At 70.0% G+C, this 16,520-nt stretch carries 17 protein-coding genes; 8 read left to right on the top strand and 9 right to left on the bottom strand.

Annotated elements, in window-relative coordinates; translation table 11 throughout:
• Window positions 1–11 precede the first annotated feature (11 nt).
• Window positions 12–1,094 (bottom strand): DNA cytosine methyltransferase, encoded by a 1,083-nt coding sequence (locus RAN62_RS25880; protein WP_305787364.1) that lies wholly within the window; start codon window positions 1,092–1,094, stop codon window positions 12–14.
• 156 nt (window positions 1,095–1,250) lie between these two features.
• Between RAN62_RS25880 and RAN62_RS25885 the strand changes: the two genes are divergently transcribed.
• Entirely contained in the window at window positions 1,251–2,084 is an 834-nt protein-coding gene (locus RAN62_RS25885) for a phosphoribosylaminoimidazolesuccinocarboxamide synthase (protein ID WP_305787365.1), read from the top strand.
• A 3-nt stretch (window positions 2,085–2,087) separates the two neighbouring features.
• Here RAN62_RS25885 and RAN62_RS25890 read toward each other — a convergent pair whose 3' ends face one another.
• Both RAN62_RS25890 and RAN62_RS25895 read right to left on the bottom strand, forming a co-directional pair.
• Window positions 2,088–2,267, bottom strand: coding sequence for a hypothetical protein (locus tag RAN62_RS25890; RefSeq protein WP_305787366.1), 180 nt, complete (start codon window positions 2,265–2,267; stop codon window positions 2,088–2,090).
• Between the two features lie 121 nt (window positions 2,268–2,388).
• A complete protein-coding gene (locus RAN62_RS25895) occupies window positions 2,389–2,712 on the bottom strand; it encodes a hypothetical protein (RefSeq protein ID WP_305787367.1) in 324 nt (107 codons plus the stop codon).
• A gap of 265 nt (window positions 2,713–2,977) precedes the next feature.
• On the opposite strand from RAN62_RS25895, the gene RAN62_RS25900 reads away from it, so the two are divergent.
• Window positions 2,978–3,889, top strand: coding sequence for a Sco1979 family transcriptional regulator (locus RAN62_RS25900; protein WP_305787368.1), 912 nt, complete (start codon window positions 2,978–2,980; stop codon window positions 3,887–3,889).
• Between the two features lie 75 nt (window positions 3,890–3,964).
• Here the strand turns inward: RAN62_RS25900 and RAN62_RS25905 are convergent, their stop codons facing one another.
• Window positions 3,965–4,201 carry a DUF397 domain-containing protein gene (locus tag RAN62_RS25905; RefSeq protein ID WP_305787369.1) on the bottom strand — a complete coding sequence of 79 codons (237 nt, stop codon included), beginning with the start codon at window positions 4,199–4,201 and terminating at the stop codon, window positions 3,965–3,967.
• A gap of 167 nt (window positions 4,202–4,368) precedes the next feature.
• On the opposite strand from RAN62_RS25905, the gene RAN62_RS25910 reads away from it, so the two are divergent.
• From RAN62_RS25910 to RAN62_RS25920, 3 genes are all read left to right on the top strand, one after another.
• Window positions 4,369–4,659 carry a hypothetical protein gene (locus RAN62_RS25910; protein WP_305787370.1) on the top strand — a complete coding sequence of 97 codons (291 nt, stop codon included), beginning with the start codon at window positions 4,369–4,371 and terminating at the stop codon, window positions 4,657–4,659.
• Window positions 4,646–5,026 (top strand): hypothetical protein, encoded by a 381-nt coding sequence (locus RAN62_RS25915; protein ID WP_305787371.1) that lies wholly within the window; start codon window positions 4,646–4,648, stop codon window positions 5,024–5,026. Before RAN62_RS25910 ends, RAN62_RS25915 begins: the two co-directional genes overlap by 14 nt.
• A gap of 422 nt (window positions 5,027–5,448) precedes the next feature.
• Entirely contained in the window at window positions 5,449–6,087 is a 639-nt protein-coding gene (locus RAN62_RS25920; protein WP_305787372.1) for a nitroreductase family protein, read from the top strand.
• A gap of 4 nt (window positions 6,088–6,091) precedes the next feature.
• Here RAN62_RS25920 and RAN62_RS25925 read toward each other — a convergent pair whose 3' ends face one another.
• On the bottom strand, window positions 6,092–6,907 hold the full coding sequence (locus RAN62_RS25925; RefSeq protein ID WP_305787373.1) for an SAM-dependent methyltransferase: 816 nt from the start codon (window positions 6,905–6,907) through the stop codon (window positions 6,092–6,094).
• 433 nt (window positions 6,908–7,340) lie between these two features.
• Window positions 7,341–8,906 carry a tetratricopeptide repeat-containing diguanylate cyclase gene (locus RAN62_RS25930; RefSeq protein WP_305787374.1) on the bottom strand — a complete coding sequence of 522 codons (1,566 nt, stop codon included), beginning with the start codon at window positions 8,904–8,906 and terminating at the stop codon, window positions 7,341–7,343.
• A gap of 176 nt (window positions 8,907–9,082) precedes the next feature.
• Here RAN62_RS25930 and RAN62_RS25935 point away from each other — a divergent pair, with 176 nt between their 5' ends.
• On the top strand, window positions 9,083–9,724 hold the full coding sequence (locus tag RAN62_RS25935) for a TetR/AcrR family transcriptional regulator C-terminal domain-containing protein (protein WP_305787375.1): 642 nt from the start codon (window positions 9,083–9,085) through the stop codon (window positions 9,722–9,724).
• Between the two features lie 83 nt (window positions 9,725–9,807).
• Window positions 9,808–11,235 (top strand): DHA2 family efflux MFS transporter permease subunit, encoded by a 1,428-nt coding sequence (locus RAN62_RS25940; RefSeq protein WP_305787376.1) that lies wholly within the window; start codon window positions 9,808–9,810, stop codon window positions 11,233–11,235.
• A 51-nt stretch (window positions 11,236–11,286) separates the two neighbouring features.
• Here the strand turns inward: RAN62_RS25940 and RAN62_RS25945 are convergent, their stop codons facing one another.
• Entirely contained in the window at window positions 11,287–13,065 is a 1,779-nt protein-coding gene (locus RAN62_RS25945; RefSeq protein WP_305787377.1) for an MDR family MFS transporter, read from the bottom strand.
• Window positions 13,062–13,517, bottom strand: a complete 456-nt coding sequence (locus tag RAN62_RS25950; protein WP_305787378.1) for a MarR family winged helix-turn-helix transcriptional regulator — start codon at window positions 13,515–13,517, stop codon at window positions 13,062–13,064. Before RAN62_RS25950 ends, RAN62_RS25945 begins: the two co-directional genes overlap by 4 nt.
• Before the next feature lie 105 nt (window positions 13,518–13,622).
• Here RAN62_RS25950 and RAN62_RS25955 point away from each other — a divergent pair, with 105 nt between their 5' ends.
• On the top strand, window positions 13,623–14,231 hold the full coding sequence (locus tag RAN62_RS25955; protein WP_305787379.1) for a TetR/AcrR family transcriptional regulator: 609 nt from the start codon (window positions 13,623–13,625) through the stop codon (window positions 14,229–14,231).
• A gap of 3 nt (window positions 14,232–14,234) precedes the next feature.
• Here RAN62_RS25955 and RAN62_RS25960 read toward each other — a convergent pair whose 3' ends face one another.
• The gene (locus RAN62_RS25960) at window positions 14,235–16,385 is read right to left on the bottom strand and encodes a S8 family serine peptidase (protein WP_305787380.1); all 2,151 of its coding nucleotides are present in this window, start codon (window positions 16,383–16,385) and stop codon (window positions 14,235–14,237) included.
• Window positions 16,386–16,520 lie beyond the last annotated feature (135 nt).

A 16,520-nucleotide genomic window follows, 5' to 3' on the forward strand; every position in this document is an offset into this window, starting at 1 on the left:
CGTCGTGCCTGTCAGCCCCGGGCGTCCAGGCCCAGCGCGATGTGCTTGCCCATCGCCTCGGCCAGCTCGACGGGCACCGCGTTCCCGATCTGACGCGCGATCTGAACCTTGGAACCGCACCACTTGAAGTCGTCATGGAAGCCCTGCAACCGAGCGGCCTCGAGGTGGGTGATGGCCCGGTGCTCGGTCGGATGGAGGTAGCGGCCCTTCTCGGGCTTGAAGAACTCCGTGCGAATCGTGACCGACGGCTGGTCCCAACGGAGGCGTCCCATGACGTCGCCCGAGCCGGTAGTGTGCCTCCGCCAACAGTCACTCTTCAGCTCGTCCGGGAGATCGAACCGGTTGCCGCCCTCCGGGATCTCCCGGAAGCGCTTCTGCGAGATGTCCTGGTAGTCCCGAGTCAGATGAAGGGTCAGGCCGTTGAACGCCCCGGGAACCTTGGGTCCGTGCGTCGTCACGCTCGTCTGAGGCAGAAGCTGGTGCGCGTCCGGTACGAAGGACGACAGCCCTCTCAATGCCTGCCTGACGGTCCGCCAGTCGGCCTTCGCGACGTGGCCGTCAGGGATGTCGATCGGGGCGTAGTCGCGATGGGTGCCTATCACGATCGTGCGCTTGCGAACCTGAGCCGCTCCGTAGTCGGCGGCGTTCACCACCCGCCACCGCAGCTGGTACTGATCGAGACGACCGCCGGGCTCCGTCTCGGCGAGCAGCGCGGCGAACTCGTCGCTGCGGCTGAAGCGGTCGACATTCTCGATCAGGAAGGCTTTCGGCCTGATCTGCAGGAGAACACGGACGTACTCCCGCCAGAGGAGGTTGCGCGGGTCGTCCAAGCGTTTGGCGCCGAGATTCGAGAAGCCCTGGCAAGGCGGGCCGCCCACGACGACGTCAGCCTGCAATGCCTCGCCGGTCGGCTGCCATTCGTAGATACTCCCCGGGCGAACGAGATCCTTGCCGAAATTCACCGCATAGGTGGTCGCCGCGGCAAGGTCCAGCTCAACCGCCCCGACGGTCCTGTAGCGCTCGGTGCGATGGAACCCGGAGGTCAGCCCGCCGCATCCGGCGAAGAGGTCGACCACCCGGAACGTCTCAGCCATGTCAGTACCTTAGCCGGCCGGCGATCTCGAACGACGGCGAGACACAGCGATCGACGCAGGTCTTACGCGATCGTGACGCTTCACGCCGTTTCGGCCCACGGCTCGGGGTTCGATAGCGTGGCCTGCACAGGTCTGAGATGCGGCTAAGGGGATCACGTGGAGCTGGTGCACTCGGGGAAGGTCCGGGACGTCTATCGGGACGGGGAGGACCTGCTGCTGGTCGCTTCGGACCGGATTTCGATCTATGACGTGATTCTGCCCACGCCGATCCCGGACAAGGGGAAGATTCTCACGCAGCTGTCGCTGTGGTGGTTCGAGCAGCTGGCGGACGTGGCACCCAATCACATCATCTCGGGCACCGACGTGCCGGCGGAGTGGGCCGGGCGGGCGGTTCGGTGCGAGCCGTTGGAGATGGTGATGGTGGAGTGTATTGCTCGGGGTTATCTTGCCGGGTCGGCGCTCCGGGCGTACGAGAAGGATGGGTCGATCTGCGGGGTTGAGCTGCCGGGCGGGCTGGTGGAGTCATCGCGGTTGCCCGAGCCGATCTTCACGCCGTCGACCAAGGTCGCGCCCGGGGAAGGGCATGACGAGAACATCACGTTTGCCGAGGCCGAGCAGAGGGTCGGGGCGGATGTGGCGGCGGAGTTGCGGCGGATCACGCTGGAGGTTTACCGGCGGGGGGCCGAGGTGGCGGCGCGGAGTGGGTTGTTGCTGGCCGACCTGAAGATTGAGCTCGGGTTCCGGGACGGGCAGCTGAAGCTCGGGGACGAGCTGCTGACGCCGGACGCGGCGAGGTTCTGGGCCGCCGACGAGTGGGCACCCGGGTCGGCGCCTCGCTACCTGGACAAGCAGTTCCTGCGGGACTGGTCGGCCGGGCTGGACTGGGACCGGACGGCGCCCGGGCCGGAGGTGCCCGAGGAGGTCGTGGAGGCCACCCGCAACCGGTACGTCGAGGTCTACGAGCGGCTGACCGGCGACCGCTGGAAGTAGCCCTCAGCGGCGGTGCTTGCCCTTGTGGTGGGCGCGGTCGTCGTCGACCTGCTCGGTCGCGTTGACCGCGTCCTGACCGCCCTCCTCGGCGGACTGGCGGTCGCGCTCGCGGTCGGACGCCTGGCGGCTGCTCGTCGGCGGGAGATCTTCGGGGCCGCCGATCGTCGGGTCGAGTGAAGTCATGACTGCGGGATTACCCGCCGGCGCCGGCCTTATTCGGACGTGCGGCGCAGGTGCCAGCCGAGCGCGACGCCGGCGAGCAGGCTGGTGAGGCCGAGAGTCGTGGTGAGGACCACCGTGGCGATCATCCGAAGGCACCGAGCAGCGATGCGCCGTCGCCGCCGGGCTTGGGGCGGCGGATGGCGAGGCCTTTCTCGTTGCGGTGGTCGAGGGTGGGGTCCTCGTCCGCTCGCACCGTCACATATTGCGCGGTGAACGTGTCGACGCCCGTGCCGATGTGGGTGCCCGGACGGTAGGTGACCGTCACGGCGATGGCGGAGGCGGCCTCGATGATGCCGGCGCGCCAGCCGTCGCGATAGACCCAGACCCGCTCGGCGGGGTGGTAGCTGCCTGCGGGCTTGACCTCCGCGGGATCACGCTGCGGCGGGGCGAGGGTGGGGGTAGACACGAGAGCCTCCTGCATCCATCCGGGTGTGGTCCCTGAGGCGACGTCACCACCGGGACAGCCAGAGATTTCGACACTCTGCGTCAGGGCAAGAACGACCGCCTGTCAGCTATCATGCTCGGGATCAAGTGCGTTCGCAAGGCAGGATGCACGTGCATCCGGCTCGTGCGCGGGATGCAGGGTGGTCCGAACGTTCGGTTTTCCACTGGACGATCTCACCCTTAGGATGCATTGGGCGACGGATCTGCAACTTGCAGCTTCGCAGGGGATGTATCGGACGAGGAGCCAGGTGAGCACGGGTACGCAGGAGGAGGCGCCGAACAGCGGCCCTACCGTGCTTCGCATCCTGCTCGGTGCGCAGCTGCGGAGACTCCGCGAGAGCAAGGGGATCAGCCGGGAGGACGCCGGCTACGAGATCCGGGCCTCGGGTTCGAAGATCAGTCGCATGGAGCTCGGCCGGGTCAGCTTCAAGGAGCGCGACGTCGCCGACCTGCTGACCATGTACGGGGTGAAGGACGCCGCCGAGCGTGAGGCGCTCCTGGGGCTGGCCCGTCAGGCGAACAACCCCGGCTGGTGGCACCACTACGGCGACGTGATGCCGACGTGGTTCCAGTCCTACCTGGGGCTCGAGGCGGCGGCCACGCTGATCCGTACCTATGAAATTCAGTTCGTGCTGGGTCTGCTGCAGACGCCGGAATATGCCCGGGCCGTCATCATGCTCGGCCACGCGGGCGCGACGCCCGACGAGATCGACCGCCGGGTCGAGCTGCGGCGTCAGCGCCAGCAGCTGCTGGACCGGGTCGAGGCGCCGCAGCTGTGGGCCGTCATCGACGAGGCGGTGCTGCGCCGGCCGATCGGCGGCTACGAGGTCATGCGCGGGCAGATCGAGGCCCTGATCGAGGCCGCGAAGAAGCCCAACGTGCGGCTGCAGATCATCCCGTTCAACGCCGGCGGCCACGCTGCCGCCGGCGGGCCCTTCGCGATCCTGCGCTTCCCGGAGCCGGAGCTGCCCGACGTGGTCTATGTCGAGCAGCTGACCAGCGGGATCTATCTGGACAAGCGGGACGACGTCGACCAGTACGCGATCGCCATGGAGCGCGTCTGCATCGACGCCGAACCGCCGAACAACACCCCCGAGATCCTCGGCAAGCTGCTGCACGAGGTCGGCCGGCTGGCCTGACAGCTCCCGAGGGGTTTGCTGTCTATTCACTCTCTGTCAAGCACTCGTCCGGGTGACACCCCGGGCGACGGCGGGTCACCCGACCAGGTAGTCGAAGTCCCCGTCTCGCACCCCGCCGAGGAACGCCTCGATCTCAGCGCGCGTGTAGATGAGCGCCGCCCCTTCCGGGTCGCGGGAGTTCCGCATGGCGATGCTGCCGTCCGGCAGGGCGGCCGTCTCGACGCAGTTGCCGCTGGGGTTGCTCCGGCCACTCTTCTTCCAGGCCACGCCCTCCAGCTGCCCGGCGGGCATGCCGTTGAAAATGCGCGTCATTGCTCGACTCCCTAACGATCAGACCGGTCCGGGGACCGGCGATGTGTGTCACGCCGGCTACCTGCTGTGCAGATGCACGTGCATTTGGCCTTGCGTTCTCACATGATTGTGAGCATGATAACGCACGTACCCCAGCGAATGGGGATCACGGAGGGTGACATCTTTAAGTGACGGAACGATCGCGCTCGGCCTCGATGCAGGCTGCCGCCGCGATCGTGCGGCGGGAGGAAGTGCACATGTCGGTCGCCAACGCCGGCCCAGCGCCCTGGGAGCCACTCGAGGAGGCGCCTCGCCGCAGCAATCCGTCCCTGGTCCACCGCAACGACGAGGCCGACGACATGTGGGCGGCGAGCACCCGAGCGTCCACAGTGTCCCACCGCTTCGGCGCGGTTCGCCCCGCGTTGACCCGAAAGGGGCGCTTCACCGCCGAGGGTGGTGACTCCGATGCGGGTCGATGACCACCTCTGCCGCGCCCACCGCCGCCGCACCGCCCTGGTGCACGTCGGCGCCGATCACCGCAGCACCCTCCGCCCCGACGCCGCGCCGGTCATCCGCCGCGGCCGCCTGCAGGCCGACGTCGCGCGCTGGCCGGTCCACGTCTTCGACGAGACCGACTACTGCTGGGGCGTCGGCCCGCTCGCGTTGCGCCTGCACCGGATCGAGTGGCAGCGCCCGGTGCCCTACGACGGCGACACGTGGCTCGAGGTCGAGGGCACGGTGATCGACCGGCGCACCGGCCGGCCGGGCCCGCGCCGCGAGGTTCTGGTACGCGCGGCGATCCTGCCGAAAATGCCGCCGCGCCGGAGGCCACGTCTGCGCACCTGACAACGTCGTCAGGGTGAGAGCGCCGTTTGTGCCAGGCCGAAGTCGACACAACGCCCGCGAGGGCCACAGATGAGAGCGCGCCGGACGTCCGCACCACCGACGTCCGGCGCGTTGCCCGGACCCCGGCCGGGCGGTCCGGTTCCCCCGTGCTGGATCGCTCGGCCGGCCGACTTTGAAGCTCCAACTTCAAGATCAAGAGCTTCATGTCGTAGCTGGTTGCATGGTTCTGATCGCTGCTCCCGCCGAGGACCGCACGGCCCGAGCCAGGCGCCTGGCGGCGCCTGAACGGCTCGGGCCGCACGGTTACCTGCGTGAGTGGTGACGCCTCGCTCCGCATCGGCGCGAAAGAACCTGGCGCCCCGGGGCCGTCCCCGGTGGCCGTTCGCTGAGCGCCCCCGCACGCGAGGCGCGACAATGCGGGAATGCCGCTACTTGATCTTGATGCCGACCAGCTGCTCTCGACCACCCGCGCCGTCCGGAAGCGACTCGACTTCGACCAGCCTGTCCCGGACGACCTGATCCGCGAGTGCGTGGCGATGGCGCTGCAGGCCCCGTCCGGCTCCAACGTGGTCACGATGCAGTTCGTCGTCGTCAAGGACGAGGCCAAGCGCCGGGCCGTCGGGGAGGTCTACCGGCAGGTGTACGCCGGCTACAAGGCATCACCGGGCTATCCGGGCCGCCCGACCGGTGACGCCCAACGGGACAAGGTGCAGGCCAAGGTCGCGGCTTCGGCCGATTACCTGGGCGAGCACATGGGCGAGGCGCCCGTACTCGTGCTGGGCTGCACCGTCGGCGAGAACAGGGACTACGCAGTCGCCGGGCTCGGCAACATCCTGCCGGGCATGTGGAGCTTCATGCTCGCGGCGCGCGCCCGGGGTCTCGGCACGGCCTGGACGTCCATGCACCGCGCTCGCGAGCAGGAGGTGGCCGAGATCCTCGGCATCCCGTACGAGACGGTGGCCCAGGCGGTCCTCACACCGCTCGCCTACACGAAGGGCACCGACTTCCGCCCCGCCAAGCGCCCCGACCCGGAGACGGTGATCCACTGGGACTCGTGGTGAGTCGTCAGGGCTTCCGGGCGACACCGGCCCAGTAGTACGTGGCCTCGGGCTCGGGAACCGGCGCGTCCGGGCGCCAGGCCGGCACCGGGACCAGGCCCGGGTCGAGGAGCTCCCAGTCGCCGAAGAACCGGGCGACGGCCTCCTTGGTCCGGGCCACCAGCGTCATGCCGGCGCTCCGGGCGGACGCGACCGCCTCCTCGACCGCGGACGGGTTGAAGTCGGCGGTGGGGTGGGTGATCGCGAGCAGGCTGCCGGACGGCATGGCGTCGCGCAGCTGGGCGACCAATGACCACGGGTCGTCCTCATCGGCGAGCAGCATCAGAACGGCGATCAAAGTGAGGCCCACCGGACGAGTCAGGTCGAGCGCGTCCTGAAGGGCTTTATCGGACAAGATGGATTGCGGGTCGCGCAGGTCGGCGGCGATGTACTCGGAGCGGCCCTCGGGGCTGCTGACCATCAGGGCGCGGGCGTGCACCAGCACGACGGGATCGTTGTCGACATAGACGACCCGGGTCTCGGGGGCCAGGCGCTGCGCGATCTCGTGCAGGTTGGGCCGGGTGGGGATGCCCGTGCCGACGTCGAGGAACTGCCGGATGCCTTCCGTCGTCACCAGCTCGCGGGCCACGCGGTGCACGAACTTGCGGTTCTCCGCGGCCATCGCGCGCAGGGTCGGGATGGCCTTCAACATGGCGTCGCCGACCTGCCGGTCCGAGGCGAAGTTGTCCTTGCCACCCAGCCAGTAGTCGTAGATGCGGGCGGAGTGCGGCACCGCCGGATTGACCCCGGCCGGCGCGGACTCGATCGGCCTGTCCTGCGTCATGCGACTGCCCCCGTCATGGTGACCTTGTGTCGGGAAAGGGACAGCCTAACCGCCAACCATGATCAATATCAGTCGCGTCGCCCGCCGGAGAAAGCCGCCCGTCCCGTGGATCATGCGTGATCGTCATGGCTGCCGGCCGTGGCATCAGAGTCGCGCATGGTGAGGAAAGCCCGAAGTGGACGGTGAGCTGATCACGGACGAGTCAGGTCGTGGCGTCGCGCTGCGCGGCCAGGCCCAAGGCGACCGCAGCCGGCACCGCACCGCTGCCCGCACTGCAGGCGGCACCGTTCGCAACGACTCGCTCATGGGCGCCGCGTTCGCGCACACCGTCATTGATGACCTTCCCGCGTCGGCGGCCTGCCACCCATCACGGCCCGGTTTGACGCTGCGATGTGCGAGAGCGGGTCGAGGCGGCCCCGGGCATCGGGAAAGGTCAGGCGGCGTCGCGGTAGGGGACGTCGGCGATGACGCGGTCGCGGCCGGCGTGTTTGGCGACGTAGAGGTTGCGGTCGGCGGCGGCGAGGAGGGCGGGTTGCGTACCCGTGGGGTCGTCGCGGAGGTCGGCCACGCCGATGCTGATCGTGACCGGGAGGCCGCATGCCAGTTCGCGCCAGTCGTGGCCGGCGACCGTGCGGCGCAGGGCCTCGAGGTGGGCGACGGCCGTGAGCGGGTCGAGGCCGGGGAGGGCGATCAGGAACTCCTCGCCGCCCATGCGGGCGACGAAGCCGTCCGGGGCGACCGCGGCGATCTCGGACTCGAAGAGCCGCGCGGCCTCGACCAGCACCTGGTCGCCGACGTCGTGGGACAACTCGTCGTTGATGCGCTTGAAGTGGTCGAGGTCGGCGATCGCCACGGTCAGGTCGCCGGCGCCGATGAGCTCGGGGAGGCGCTCGTCGAGGTAGCGGCGGTTGCGGAGGCCGGTCAGGGGGTCGCGGCGGGCCTGCTCGCGGAAGCGTTCCGCCTCGCGGCGGGCCTCGGTCGTTTCGAACATCGCCTGGCGGGTGCGGGCCTGGGCCTCGCGCTGCGACGAGTGCAGGGCGTAGTGGGCGGCGAAGAACATCTTGTGGACGGCGAAGGCCTCGGCGAACTCACCGCGGGCGGCGTGCAGCTCGGCCTGCTCCTGGTGCACCCGGACCAGGACGTCGCCCAGTCCGCGTTCCTCGCACAGCTGTCGCGAGGCGTCGAGGCTCTCCTGGGCGCGGTCGGTGGCCTGCCGGTGCCGCTGCGCCCGGGCCAGGGTCAGCATGTACTCGGCGAGGGCGTCGGCGTCCTCGTACCCGCCGATCTGGTGGCGCCGGACCGCCTCCTGGAGCAGCTCCTCGGCGGCGAGGTAGTTGCCGTTCTCGATCTCGATGGCGCCCATAGTGTCGAGGCCGGCCGGGTCGAGCTCGATGCCGTGGGCCGCGGCCGTCTTCTGGAGCTTGTCGGCGACCTGCTGGGCGAGCTTCTTGTCGCCGCACGCGAATTCGGTGTACGCGTGGTTGTTCAGCACGCCGAACAGCAGCCGGATCTGGCCGAGGTCGGTCGCCAGCTGCTCGGCCTGGGCGTAGCGCTCGCGGGCGGGCTCCATCGAGCCCGCCAGCCCGAGGGCGTCGGCGAGCTTGGCGCGGTGCCAGACGTGCATGTAGGGCGTCGCGGCGTCGTCGAGCAGCTCGACGGCGAGCACCGAGTGCTCGAGGCACTGGGCCGGGTCGCCCAGGTGCCGGTGGATGTTGGCCCAGACCAGATGGGTACGCGCCTGGAGCACCCGGTCGTCGTGCGCGGCCGCCCAGCGGTGGATGGCCCAGATCCGCTTGGCCGCCCCGGCGACGTCGCCCTTGCGCATCAGCATGTTGGCCTGGGTGAGCCGGGCCCGGGTGGCGAGCCGTTCGTCGCCGAGCAGCCGGGCCTGCTCCTCGATCCGGGTGGCGGCCGCGTAGGAGGAGTCGGCGTCCCAGAGGTACTGGTCCTCGAGCTCGGTCATGGCAGCGCTCAGCGACTCGGTCTCGTGCTCGTTCATCGGCTCCTCCTTCCGGCTCGTCCGAGGCGTAGATCGGCACGTACGGCCCCCAGTGGAGAAGAAGCCGTACGTATCCGAAGGTTAGCTTTGCGTTACCAGTTGGTCCCATCGTCATGAACGTGATCCCCGTCGCGATGGCGACGGGTGAATTCCGATGTACGGCGTACAGTTGCCGGGTGGCGAAGCAGAGGCAGCGACTCAGCCGGGACACGATCGTGGGCTGTGCCGTGACGCTGGCCGACGCCGAGGGGCTCGACGCCGTGACGATCCGGCGGCTGGCGCAGGAGAACGGCGTCACGCCGATGGCCATGTACTGGCACTTCAACGACAAGGAGAGCCTGCTCGACGCGCTCGCCGAGCACCTGCTCGACAATGTCGTGCTGCCGGAGCCGACCGACGAGCCGTGGGACGTGCAGCTGCGCGCGATCCTGGCGGCCATCCTCGCCGCGTTGCGTCCCCATCCCGCATTCGCGGGGCTGGCCATGCGGCGCGTCCTCGCCGCGGAGAGTGGTCTGCTGCTGGCCGAGCGGACGCTGGGCCTGCTGGCGGAGGCGGGTCTCGAGCCGCGCCGGGCGGCCGAGGTCGCCACCTTCCTGTTGTGCTCGGTGATCACGCTCGTCGCCTCCGATCCGGAGGGCGTCGCCGAGCCGTCCGAGGAGAAGTTGCGCCGCAAGCAGGCCGACATGCAGGCGCTGTCGCCGGCCCGATACCCGCACGTCATCGCCGCCGCCCCCGACCTCGTGGAGTGCCGCAGCGGCGAGGGCTTCTTCACGCACAACCTCGACCTGCTGGTTCACGGGGTACGCGCTTCCCGCTGACGATCACGTCACGTCTCTTGACACTCCTTTACGTCGTACATCTACGGTGTACATGTACAACGTATATGAGCGGAGGAGAGACCGTGCCCCGAAATCCATGGCCGACGCTGGCGGTGCTGGCGGTCGCGCAGTTCATGGTCGTGCTCGACGTGACGATCGTGAACGTCGCGCTGCCCGGCATCCAGGCCGATCTCGGCTTCAGCGCCGCCGGGCTGCAGTGGGTCGTCAGCGCGTACACCCTGCTCTTCGGCGGTTTCCTGCTCCTCGGCGGCCGGGTCGCCGACCTGGTCGGGCGGCGCCGGATGTTCGTCGTGGGCCTGCTCGTCTTCGGCGTGACCTCGCTGCTGGCGGGTCTCGCCCAGAACCCCGAGCAACTGGTCGTGCTGCGCGCGGTGCAGGGACTGGGTGGCGCGCTGCTCTCCCCGGCGGCGTTCGCGATCCTCACGGTCACCTTCGCCCACGGCCGCGAGCGCAACATCGCGATGGGCGTCTGGGGCGGGCTCGCCGGCCTCGGCGGCACCCTCGGCGTCATCGCGGGCGGCCTGCTCGTCGACTCGCTCTCCTGGCGCTGGATCTTCCTGGTCAACGTGCCGTTCGCGGTGGTCATCGCCGTGCTCGCCCCGATGATCGTCGTCGAGAGCAAGAGCCGGACCGACGGCCGCCGTACGTTCGACATCGCCGGTGCGCTGCTGAGCACGGCGGGACTGCTGGCCATCGTGCTCAGCGTGATCCGGGCCGAGCCCCTCGGCTGGTCGTCGTTCGAGGTCATCGCGCTGCTCGTGGGCGGCGTGGCGCTGCTCGTCGCCTTTGTGCGCGTCGAGGCCCGGTCGGCTGCTCCGCTCGTACCCCTGGGGCTCTTCCGGTCCCGGAGCCTGACCACCGCGATGCTGGCGCTGGCCCTCAACGGCGCCGCGTTCCTGGCTATGTTCTTCCTCACCGCGATCTTCCTGCAGCAGGTTCGCGGGCTCACCGCACTCGAGACCGGCCTGCAGTTCCTGCCGATGGGCTTCGCGGCTATCGCGAGCGCGGTGATCGCGTCGCAGCTGGTCACGCGGTTCGGCACCCGGCCGGTGCACATCGGCGGCGCCGTGTTCAGCATCGCCGGCTTGCTGCTGCTCTCGACGGCCGACGCGACCTCGTCCTACGTGACGACGGTGCTGCCGGGGCTGGTGATCTTCGGCATGGGCATCATCGCCACCGGCACGCCGGCCTCGATCGCCGCCGTCGCCGACGTCCGGCACGACCAGGCGGGCGCGGCGTCGGGCGTGGTCAACGCGGGTTACCAGGTCGGGGGCGCGCTCGGGCTGGCGATCATCACGACGCTGTCGACCTCGCACGTGGAGGGGCTGATCGCCGGGGGCTCGGCGCCGCAGGACGCGCTGGCCGGCGGGTTCGAGCGGGGGCTGCTGCTGGCGGCCGCCTTCGCGGCGGCGAACATCCTGACCGCGATCGGTGCGCCGCGGCTGCGTCCGTCCGCGGAGCAGGTGTCGGAAGCTGCGGTCGCGGCCTGAACGCCAAGCGGCGCCGGACGAGTCGCCCGGCGCCGCTTGCTCGAGAGGGTGTCAGCCGCGCGTGACCTCGGCCGCGTGCTTCGCGGGCAGGCCGTGGTCGGCGGCGGGCAGCTCGGTGTCCGCGGCGTGCTTCGGCTCGTCGGAAGCCGCGTGCTTCGCCGCGCCTGAAGCCGTTGCGAAAGCCCCATCGGAAGCCGGGCCGGAAGCCCCATCAGAAGCCGGGCCGGAAGCCCCGTCCGAAGCCGCGCCGGAAGCCCCGTCGGAGGCAGCGCCCAGGTCCATCGTGCTGCGCAGGGTGATGCGGCGGAAGAAGACCGCGGCGAGCACACCCACGACGCCGATGAAGGCCGAGAGCAGGAAGATGTGCCCGGTCGCGTCGCCGTACGCGGCCCGCACGATGTGCTGAACGGAGTCCGGCAGCTCGGCGAGGTTCAGGCTGCTCGTGCCGCCGCTCGCCGCCCCGGCCGGGGCACCCGCCGCGGTCAGGTTCTTCGTGATGTCGTCGGCCACCCGGTGGGCGAGCACGGCGCCGAGCACCGAGACGCCGACCGTGCCGCCGAGCGACCGGAAGAAGGCGATCGTCGAGCTGGCCGCGCCGATGTCCTTGAGGGCGACGGAGTTCTGCACGGCGAGAACCAGGTTCTGCATCGAGAGACCGACGCCGGTGCCGACGAGCAGCATGCCCAGCCAGAGCTGCCACAGCGGCGTCTGGTGGTCGGTCAGCGACAGGATGCCGAAGCCCACCACCAGCACGATCGTGCCGGCCAGGATGTACGGCTTGATCTGCCCGGTCTTGGTGATCATGCGGCCGGAGATGGTCGACGAGATCAGCACGCCCGCCATCAGCGGGATGGTCATCAGGCCGGCCTCGGTCGGGCTGTAGCCGCGGCCGATCTGGAAGTACTGGCCGAGGAAGACCGAGCCGCCGAACATGGCCATGCCGACCGCGAGGCTCGCGATGATGGCCAAGGCCGTGGTGCGCTGCTTGACGATGTTCAGCGGGACGACCGGCTCGGCGGCGCGGCTCTCGACCCAGACGGCGACGGCGAGCAGCACCAGGCCGGCGCCGACCATGGCGAAGGTCTGCCAGGAGACCCAGGCGAACGAGCTGTCGACGAACGAGACCCAGATCAGCAGGATGCTGACGCCGACCGCGATGAGCGAGGCGCCGGCATAGTCGATCTTGACGTTCTCCCGCTTGAAGACGGGCAGGTGCAGGGTGCGCTGGAGCGTGATCAGGGCGATCACCGCGAAGGGCGCACCGGCGAAGAAGCACCAGCGCCAGCCCAGCCAGCTCGTGTCGACGATCACACCGCCGAGCAGCGGGCCGCCGACGGTCGCGAGGGCGAGCACGCCGCCGAGGTAGCCGTTGTAGCGGCCGCGCTCGCGGGGCGGGATCATCGCGCCGATGGCGACCTGGACCAGCGCCTGGATGCCGCCGAGGCCGATGCCCTGGAAGGCGCGGGCGGCGATCAGCTGGCCCGCGGTGTGCGAGAAGCCGGCGACGATCGAGCCGAGGACGTAGACGACGATGGCGATCTGGACCAGCAGCTTCTTGCTGGTGAGGTCGGAGAGCTTGCCCCAGATCGGGGTGGTCGCCGTGCTGGTCAGCAGGGTGGCGGTGACGACCCAGGTGTACTGGGTCTGGCTGCCGTTCAGCGCGCCGATGATCTTCGGCAGCGCGGTCGAGACGATGGTCGCGCTCGACATGGCGACGAAGAGGGCGAGCAGCAGGCCGCTGAGCGCCGAGAGAATCTCCCGGTGGGTCATCGACTCCGGTTGGTGCTGCTTCAGTGCGCTTTCGGCGCGGGATGTGGTTGGTGCGCTCATCGCGCGGCCTCCAGCGGTTGGTCATGACGGGAAAGAAGATCGGTGGACAGGCGCCGCATGAGCGTCGTGAGGACGGCCATGTCCTCGGGGGTCCAGTCCTGCAGGGCCTCGGCGAGCTGCCGGTCGTACCAGCCGGAGATCTCGTCGAGGGCCTGGGCGCCGGCGGGAGTCAGGGTCAGCACGCTGGCCCGGCCGTCGTCGGGGTCGGCGCTGCGGGCCACGAGGCCGGCTTTCACCAGCGCCGCGACCGAGCGGCTGACGGTCGAGGGGTCCAGCGAGCAACGCTCGGCGAGGTCCTTCAGGTGGCAACCGGCGGCCGGGCCGATGATCCACAACACTTGCAGCGTGCCCGGAGGTATGGCCGAGAGCTGCAGGGGTAGCCGGCTCTTCAGCAGGCGCATCGCCCGGGTCAGCTCCCTGGCCTGGTCCATCAGCTCACGATGAGCCGCCATGGTTGCCTCCTAGGATTGGGTGTCACATACAACTATCGGCCGAAGTTGCCGCGTGTGCAACTTTGCTCAGTGGGAACTGAGTCACACCGTCGGTATGTTTGACGCATGACTGCCACGACGGCCGAGCCGGGGCTGCGCGAGCGCAAGAAGGCCGCGACCCGGCAGGCTCTTTACGAGGCCGCCGTCCGGCTCGCCGTGGCGCACGGCGCCGACAACGTCACGGTCGAGGCGGTGGCCGACGAGGCCGGGGTCTCCCGCCGCACGTTCTCCAACTACTTCGCCAACAAGGACGAGGCCCTGCTGCACGGCGACCGGGTGCGCATGGCCGAGATGGTCGGCATGATCCGCGAGCGCCCGGCGGCGGAGGACGCTTGGACGGCCCTGAGCCGCACGGCCCTCGCCTGTTACGCCAGCCAGGGCACCCTCGACCCGCAGTGGGTCGAGCAGGTCCGGCTCCTCCGCCAGCATCCCGCCCTGCTCAGCCAGCAGGCCCGGGTCTACGCCTCCGCCGAGCGCGAGCTCGCCGCCGCGGTCGCCGAGCGTCTCGACGACCCCGACGACCGTGGGCTGCGGGCCCGGCTCATGATCGCGACCTTCCTGGGTGCCATGCGGGTGGCGCTGCACGTCTGGCTCGAGAACGCCGACACCACCGACATCCAGGACATCACCGCCGACGCGCTGGCCGAGGCGGGCCGGGGCTTCGGCAACACCTGACGCTCAGGCGCGCGTCCAGGTCCGGCTCGCCGTGTATCGGACGTTCCCGAGCTTGTCGTACGCCCGGACCTGCACCTTGAGCGTCTTCGCGCGGTTCTTGGTGTTGACCTTGAGGGCGTACCCGGAGGTGTAGTCGCGGGCCACCACCTTGCCGTTGACGATGAGCTCGACCCGCGCGACGCCGCTCGGATCCGACGCCTTGACCGTGACGGTGACCGTGCCCTTCACCTTGGCCTTGTTCTTCGGCGCCTTGGTGATCGACACGGACGGGCCGGCGGCGTCGGCGGTCACGGTACGGATCGGCAGCGTGCGCGACTGGCCGAAGCGGTCGGTGACCTTCCACTTCAAGGCGACCTTGCCGCTGCCCTTGACGGTCAAGGAGTACGGCGCGGTCTTGTCGGCGCCCACGTACTTGTTGTTGACCCACAGCTCGGCCTTCGCGACGCCGCCGAGGTCGGTGACGCCGGTCAGCTTGCTGCTGAAGGTGCCGCGCACCCTGACGTTCTGCGCCGGGGCGATCGTGCCGCCCGCCGGGGCCGCGTTGTCGATCCGGACGGTGCGGCTGAGCTCCGTACGGTTGCCGGCCTTGTCGTCCACCGCGACGGTGAGCCGCCCCGAGGGGTCGAGCGACACCCGCCCCTTCCAGGTGTTCGTGCCGGCGACTCGGGTCAGGAAGCCGTTGTCGTAGAGCGAGTAGATCTGCGCCACGTCGGTGGCCGTGCTCGACACGGTGAGGTCGATCGTCGAGCCGTGCACCACGGCGTTCGCAGCCGGGGAGACCAGGGTCGCGGCGGGCCGGGTGGTGTCAACCTGCACCACGGTGGTGACCTCGCTGTGGTGACCCGCGTAGTCGTAGGCGCGCACGGTCACCGGCATCGGACCGTTGAGGCCGGCCGGCGGGCGCAGCCGCACCATCTGGCCGGACCACTTCGCGGTCGCCACGACCGAGTCGCCGACGATCACGTCGAGGTAGTCCACGCCGTGGTCGTCGGTCGCCGTCGGCACGATCCACTTGCCGTCGGCGGGGAAGGGTTGTCCGTCGGTCAGATCCGTCTTCAGCACCGTGGGCGGCACATCGTCGTCCTTGGTCAGGCCGTAGGCGAGCCGGGCCGCGTTGACCAGTGGCGGCTGCAGCGCCTGCGGGTCGGCGGCGGCCACGAGGTCCGGTGCGATGTCACCCGGTCGCAGGGAGAGCCCCAGCGCGGCGATGCCCGAGACGGTCGCGGTCGCGCCGGAGGCCCCGGTGACGGCGGTGAGCTGCCCGGCCCGGCCGAGGACCAGATAGCCGCTGGGAGCGGCCAGGTCGGCCCAGGTCTTGTTGCGGAAGGCGTTCTGGGCCACCGACACCACCGGGTCGATCGCCGCCGGGTACACCACGTCGGCCGATGCGTTGTTGCCGGCCGAGGCGACGACCACGGCACCTCGGGCGTTGGCGTATGTCACGGCTTCCCGCAACACGTGACTGTCGGTCGGGGTGCTGAGCGACAGGTTGATGACGTCGGCGCCGTGGTCGGCGGCCCAGGTGATGCCCGAGGCGACATCGCCGGAGGTGCCCTTGCCGCCGTTCAAGACGCGTACGGGCAGGACCGCGCACGTGCGGCAGACGCCGACGGTGCCGACATCGTTCCCCGCCTCGGCCGCGATGACGTTCGCGACGGCCGTGCCGTGCCCGTCCGAGTCGGCGGGCAGATCGTCGCCGTCGACGAAGTCCCAGCCCGGCAACAGCCGCGAGCCACTCAGGTCGGCGTTGGCTGTGACGCCGCTGTCCACGACGGCGACCGTGACATCCAGGCTGCCGGTGGTCCAGGTCCACGCCTCCGGAAGCTCCACCGAGTCGAAGGTGGTCGATCGGTGCTCGTTGTCCGCCGTGACGACCGCGGCGCGTTCGACCCACGCGACGGCCGGCTCGTCCCTCAGCCGGGCCGTGGCCGCCTCGACCAGGTCCGGTGGGACGTCCACGCTCATCGCGTCGAGGCCGTGGACCGGGCGGCTGTCCACGATGTACGCCGCGAGGTGCTCGGCGACCGCGGCGGGATCACCGGCGCCGGTCAGGCCGACGTCGAGGGTGACGTTGACGGCGGGGGCGGCTTGGGCGGGGGCCGCGAGACCCGCGAGCAGCAGCGCCGAGATGAGGCAGGACGAAACGACGCGCACCGGTGGCTCCCCGTACCCAAGATCATGAATTGCTTGGAGGGTACGGCACCGTATCGACGTGGCGCAACGGGGAAAAGCGAGACGCGGCGCCCCGGGGAGGGCGCCGCGTCTCTTGGGGATTTTCCGGGGATTTCC

The organism is Symbioplanes lichenis (genome assembly GCF_030709675.1).
In the GTDB taxonomy this organism is placed as follows: Bacteria; Actinomycetota; Actinomycetes; order Mycobacteriales; family Micromonosporaceae; genus Actinoplanes; species Actinoplanes lichenis.

Bases quoted from the DNA above. Each gene is read 5' to 3' on its own strand.
- RAN62_RS25880 (WP_305787364.1), bottom strand. From the start codon at position 1,094: ATGGCTGAGACGTTCCGGGTGGTCGACCTCTTCGCCGGATGCGGCGGG.
- RAN62_RS25890 (WP_305787366.1), bottom strand. From the start codon at position 2,267: ATGACTTCACTCGACCCGACGATCGGCGGCCCCGAAGATCTCCCGCCG.
- RAN62_RS25900 (WP_305787368.1), top strand. From the start codon at position 2,978: ATGTATCGGACGAGGAGCCAGGTGAGCACGGGTACGCAGGAGGAGGCG.
- RAN62_RS25905 (WP_305787369.1), bottom strand. From the start codon at position 4,201: ATGACGCGCATTTTCAACGGCATGCCCGCCGGGCAGCTGGAGGGCGTG.
- RAN62_RS25915 (WP_305787371.1), top strand. From the start codon at position 4,646: ATGCGGGTCGATGACCACCTCTGCCGCGCCCACCGCCGCCGCACCGCC.
- RAN62_RS25920 (WP_305787372.1), top strand. From the start codon at position 5,449: ATGCCGCTACTTGATCTTGATGCCGACCAGCTGCTCTCGACCACCCGC.
- RAN62_RS25925 (WP_305787373.1), bottom strand. From the start codon at position 6,907: ATGACGCAGGACAGGCCGATCGAGTCCGCGCCGGCCGGGGTCAATCCG.
- RAN62_RS25930 (WP_305787374.1), bottom strand. From the start codon at position 8,906: ATGAACGAGCACGAGACCGAGTCGCTGAGCGCTGCCATGACCGAGCTC.
- RAN62_RS25945 (WP_305787377.1), bottom strand. From the start codon at position 13,065: ATGAGCGCACCAACCACATCCCGCGCCGAAAGCGCACTGAAGCAGCAC.
- RAN62_RS25950 (WP_305787378.1), bottom strand. From the start codon at position 13,517: ATGGCGGCTCATCGTGAGCTGATGGACCAGGCCAGGGAGCTGACCCGG.
- RAN62_RS25955 (WP_305787379.1), top strand. From the start codon at position 13,623: ATGACTGCCACGACGGCCGAGCCGGGGCTGCGCGAGCGCAAGAAGGCC.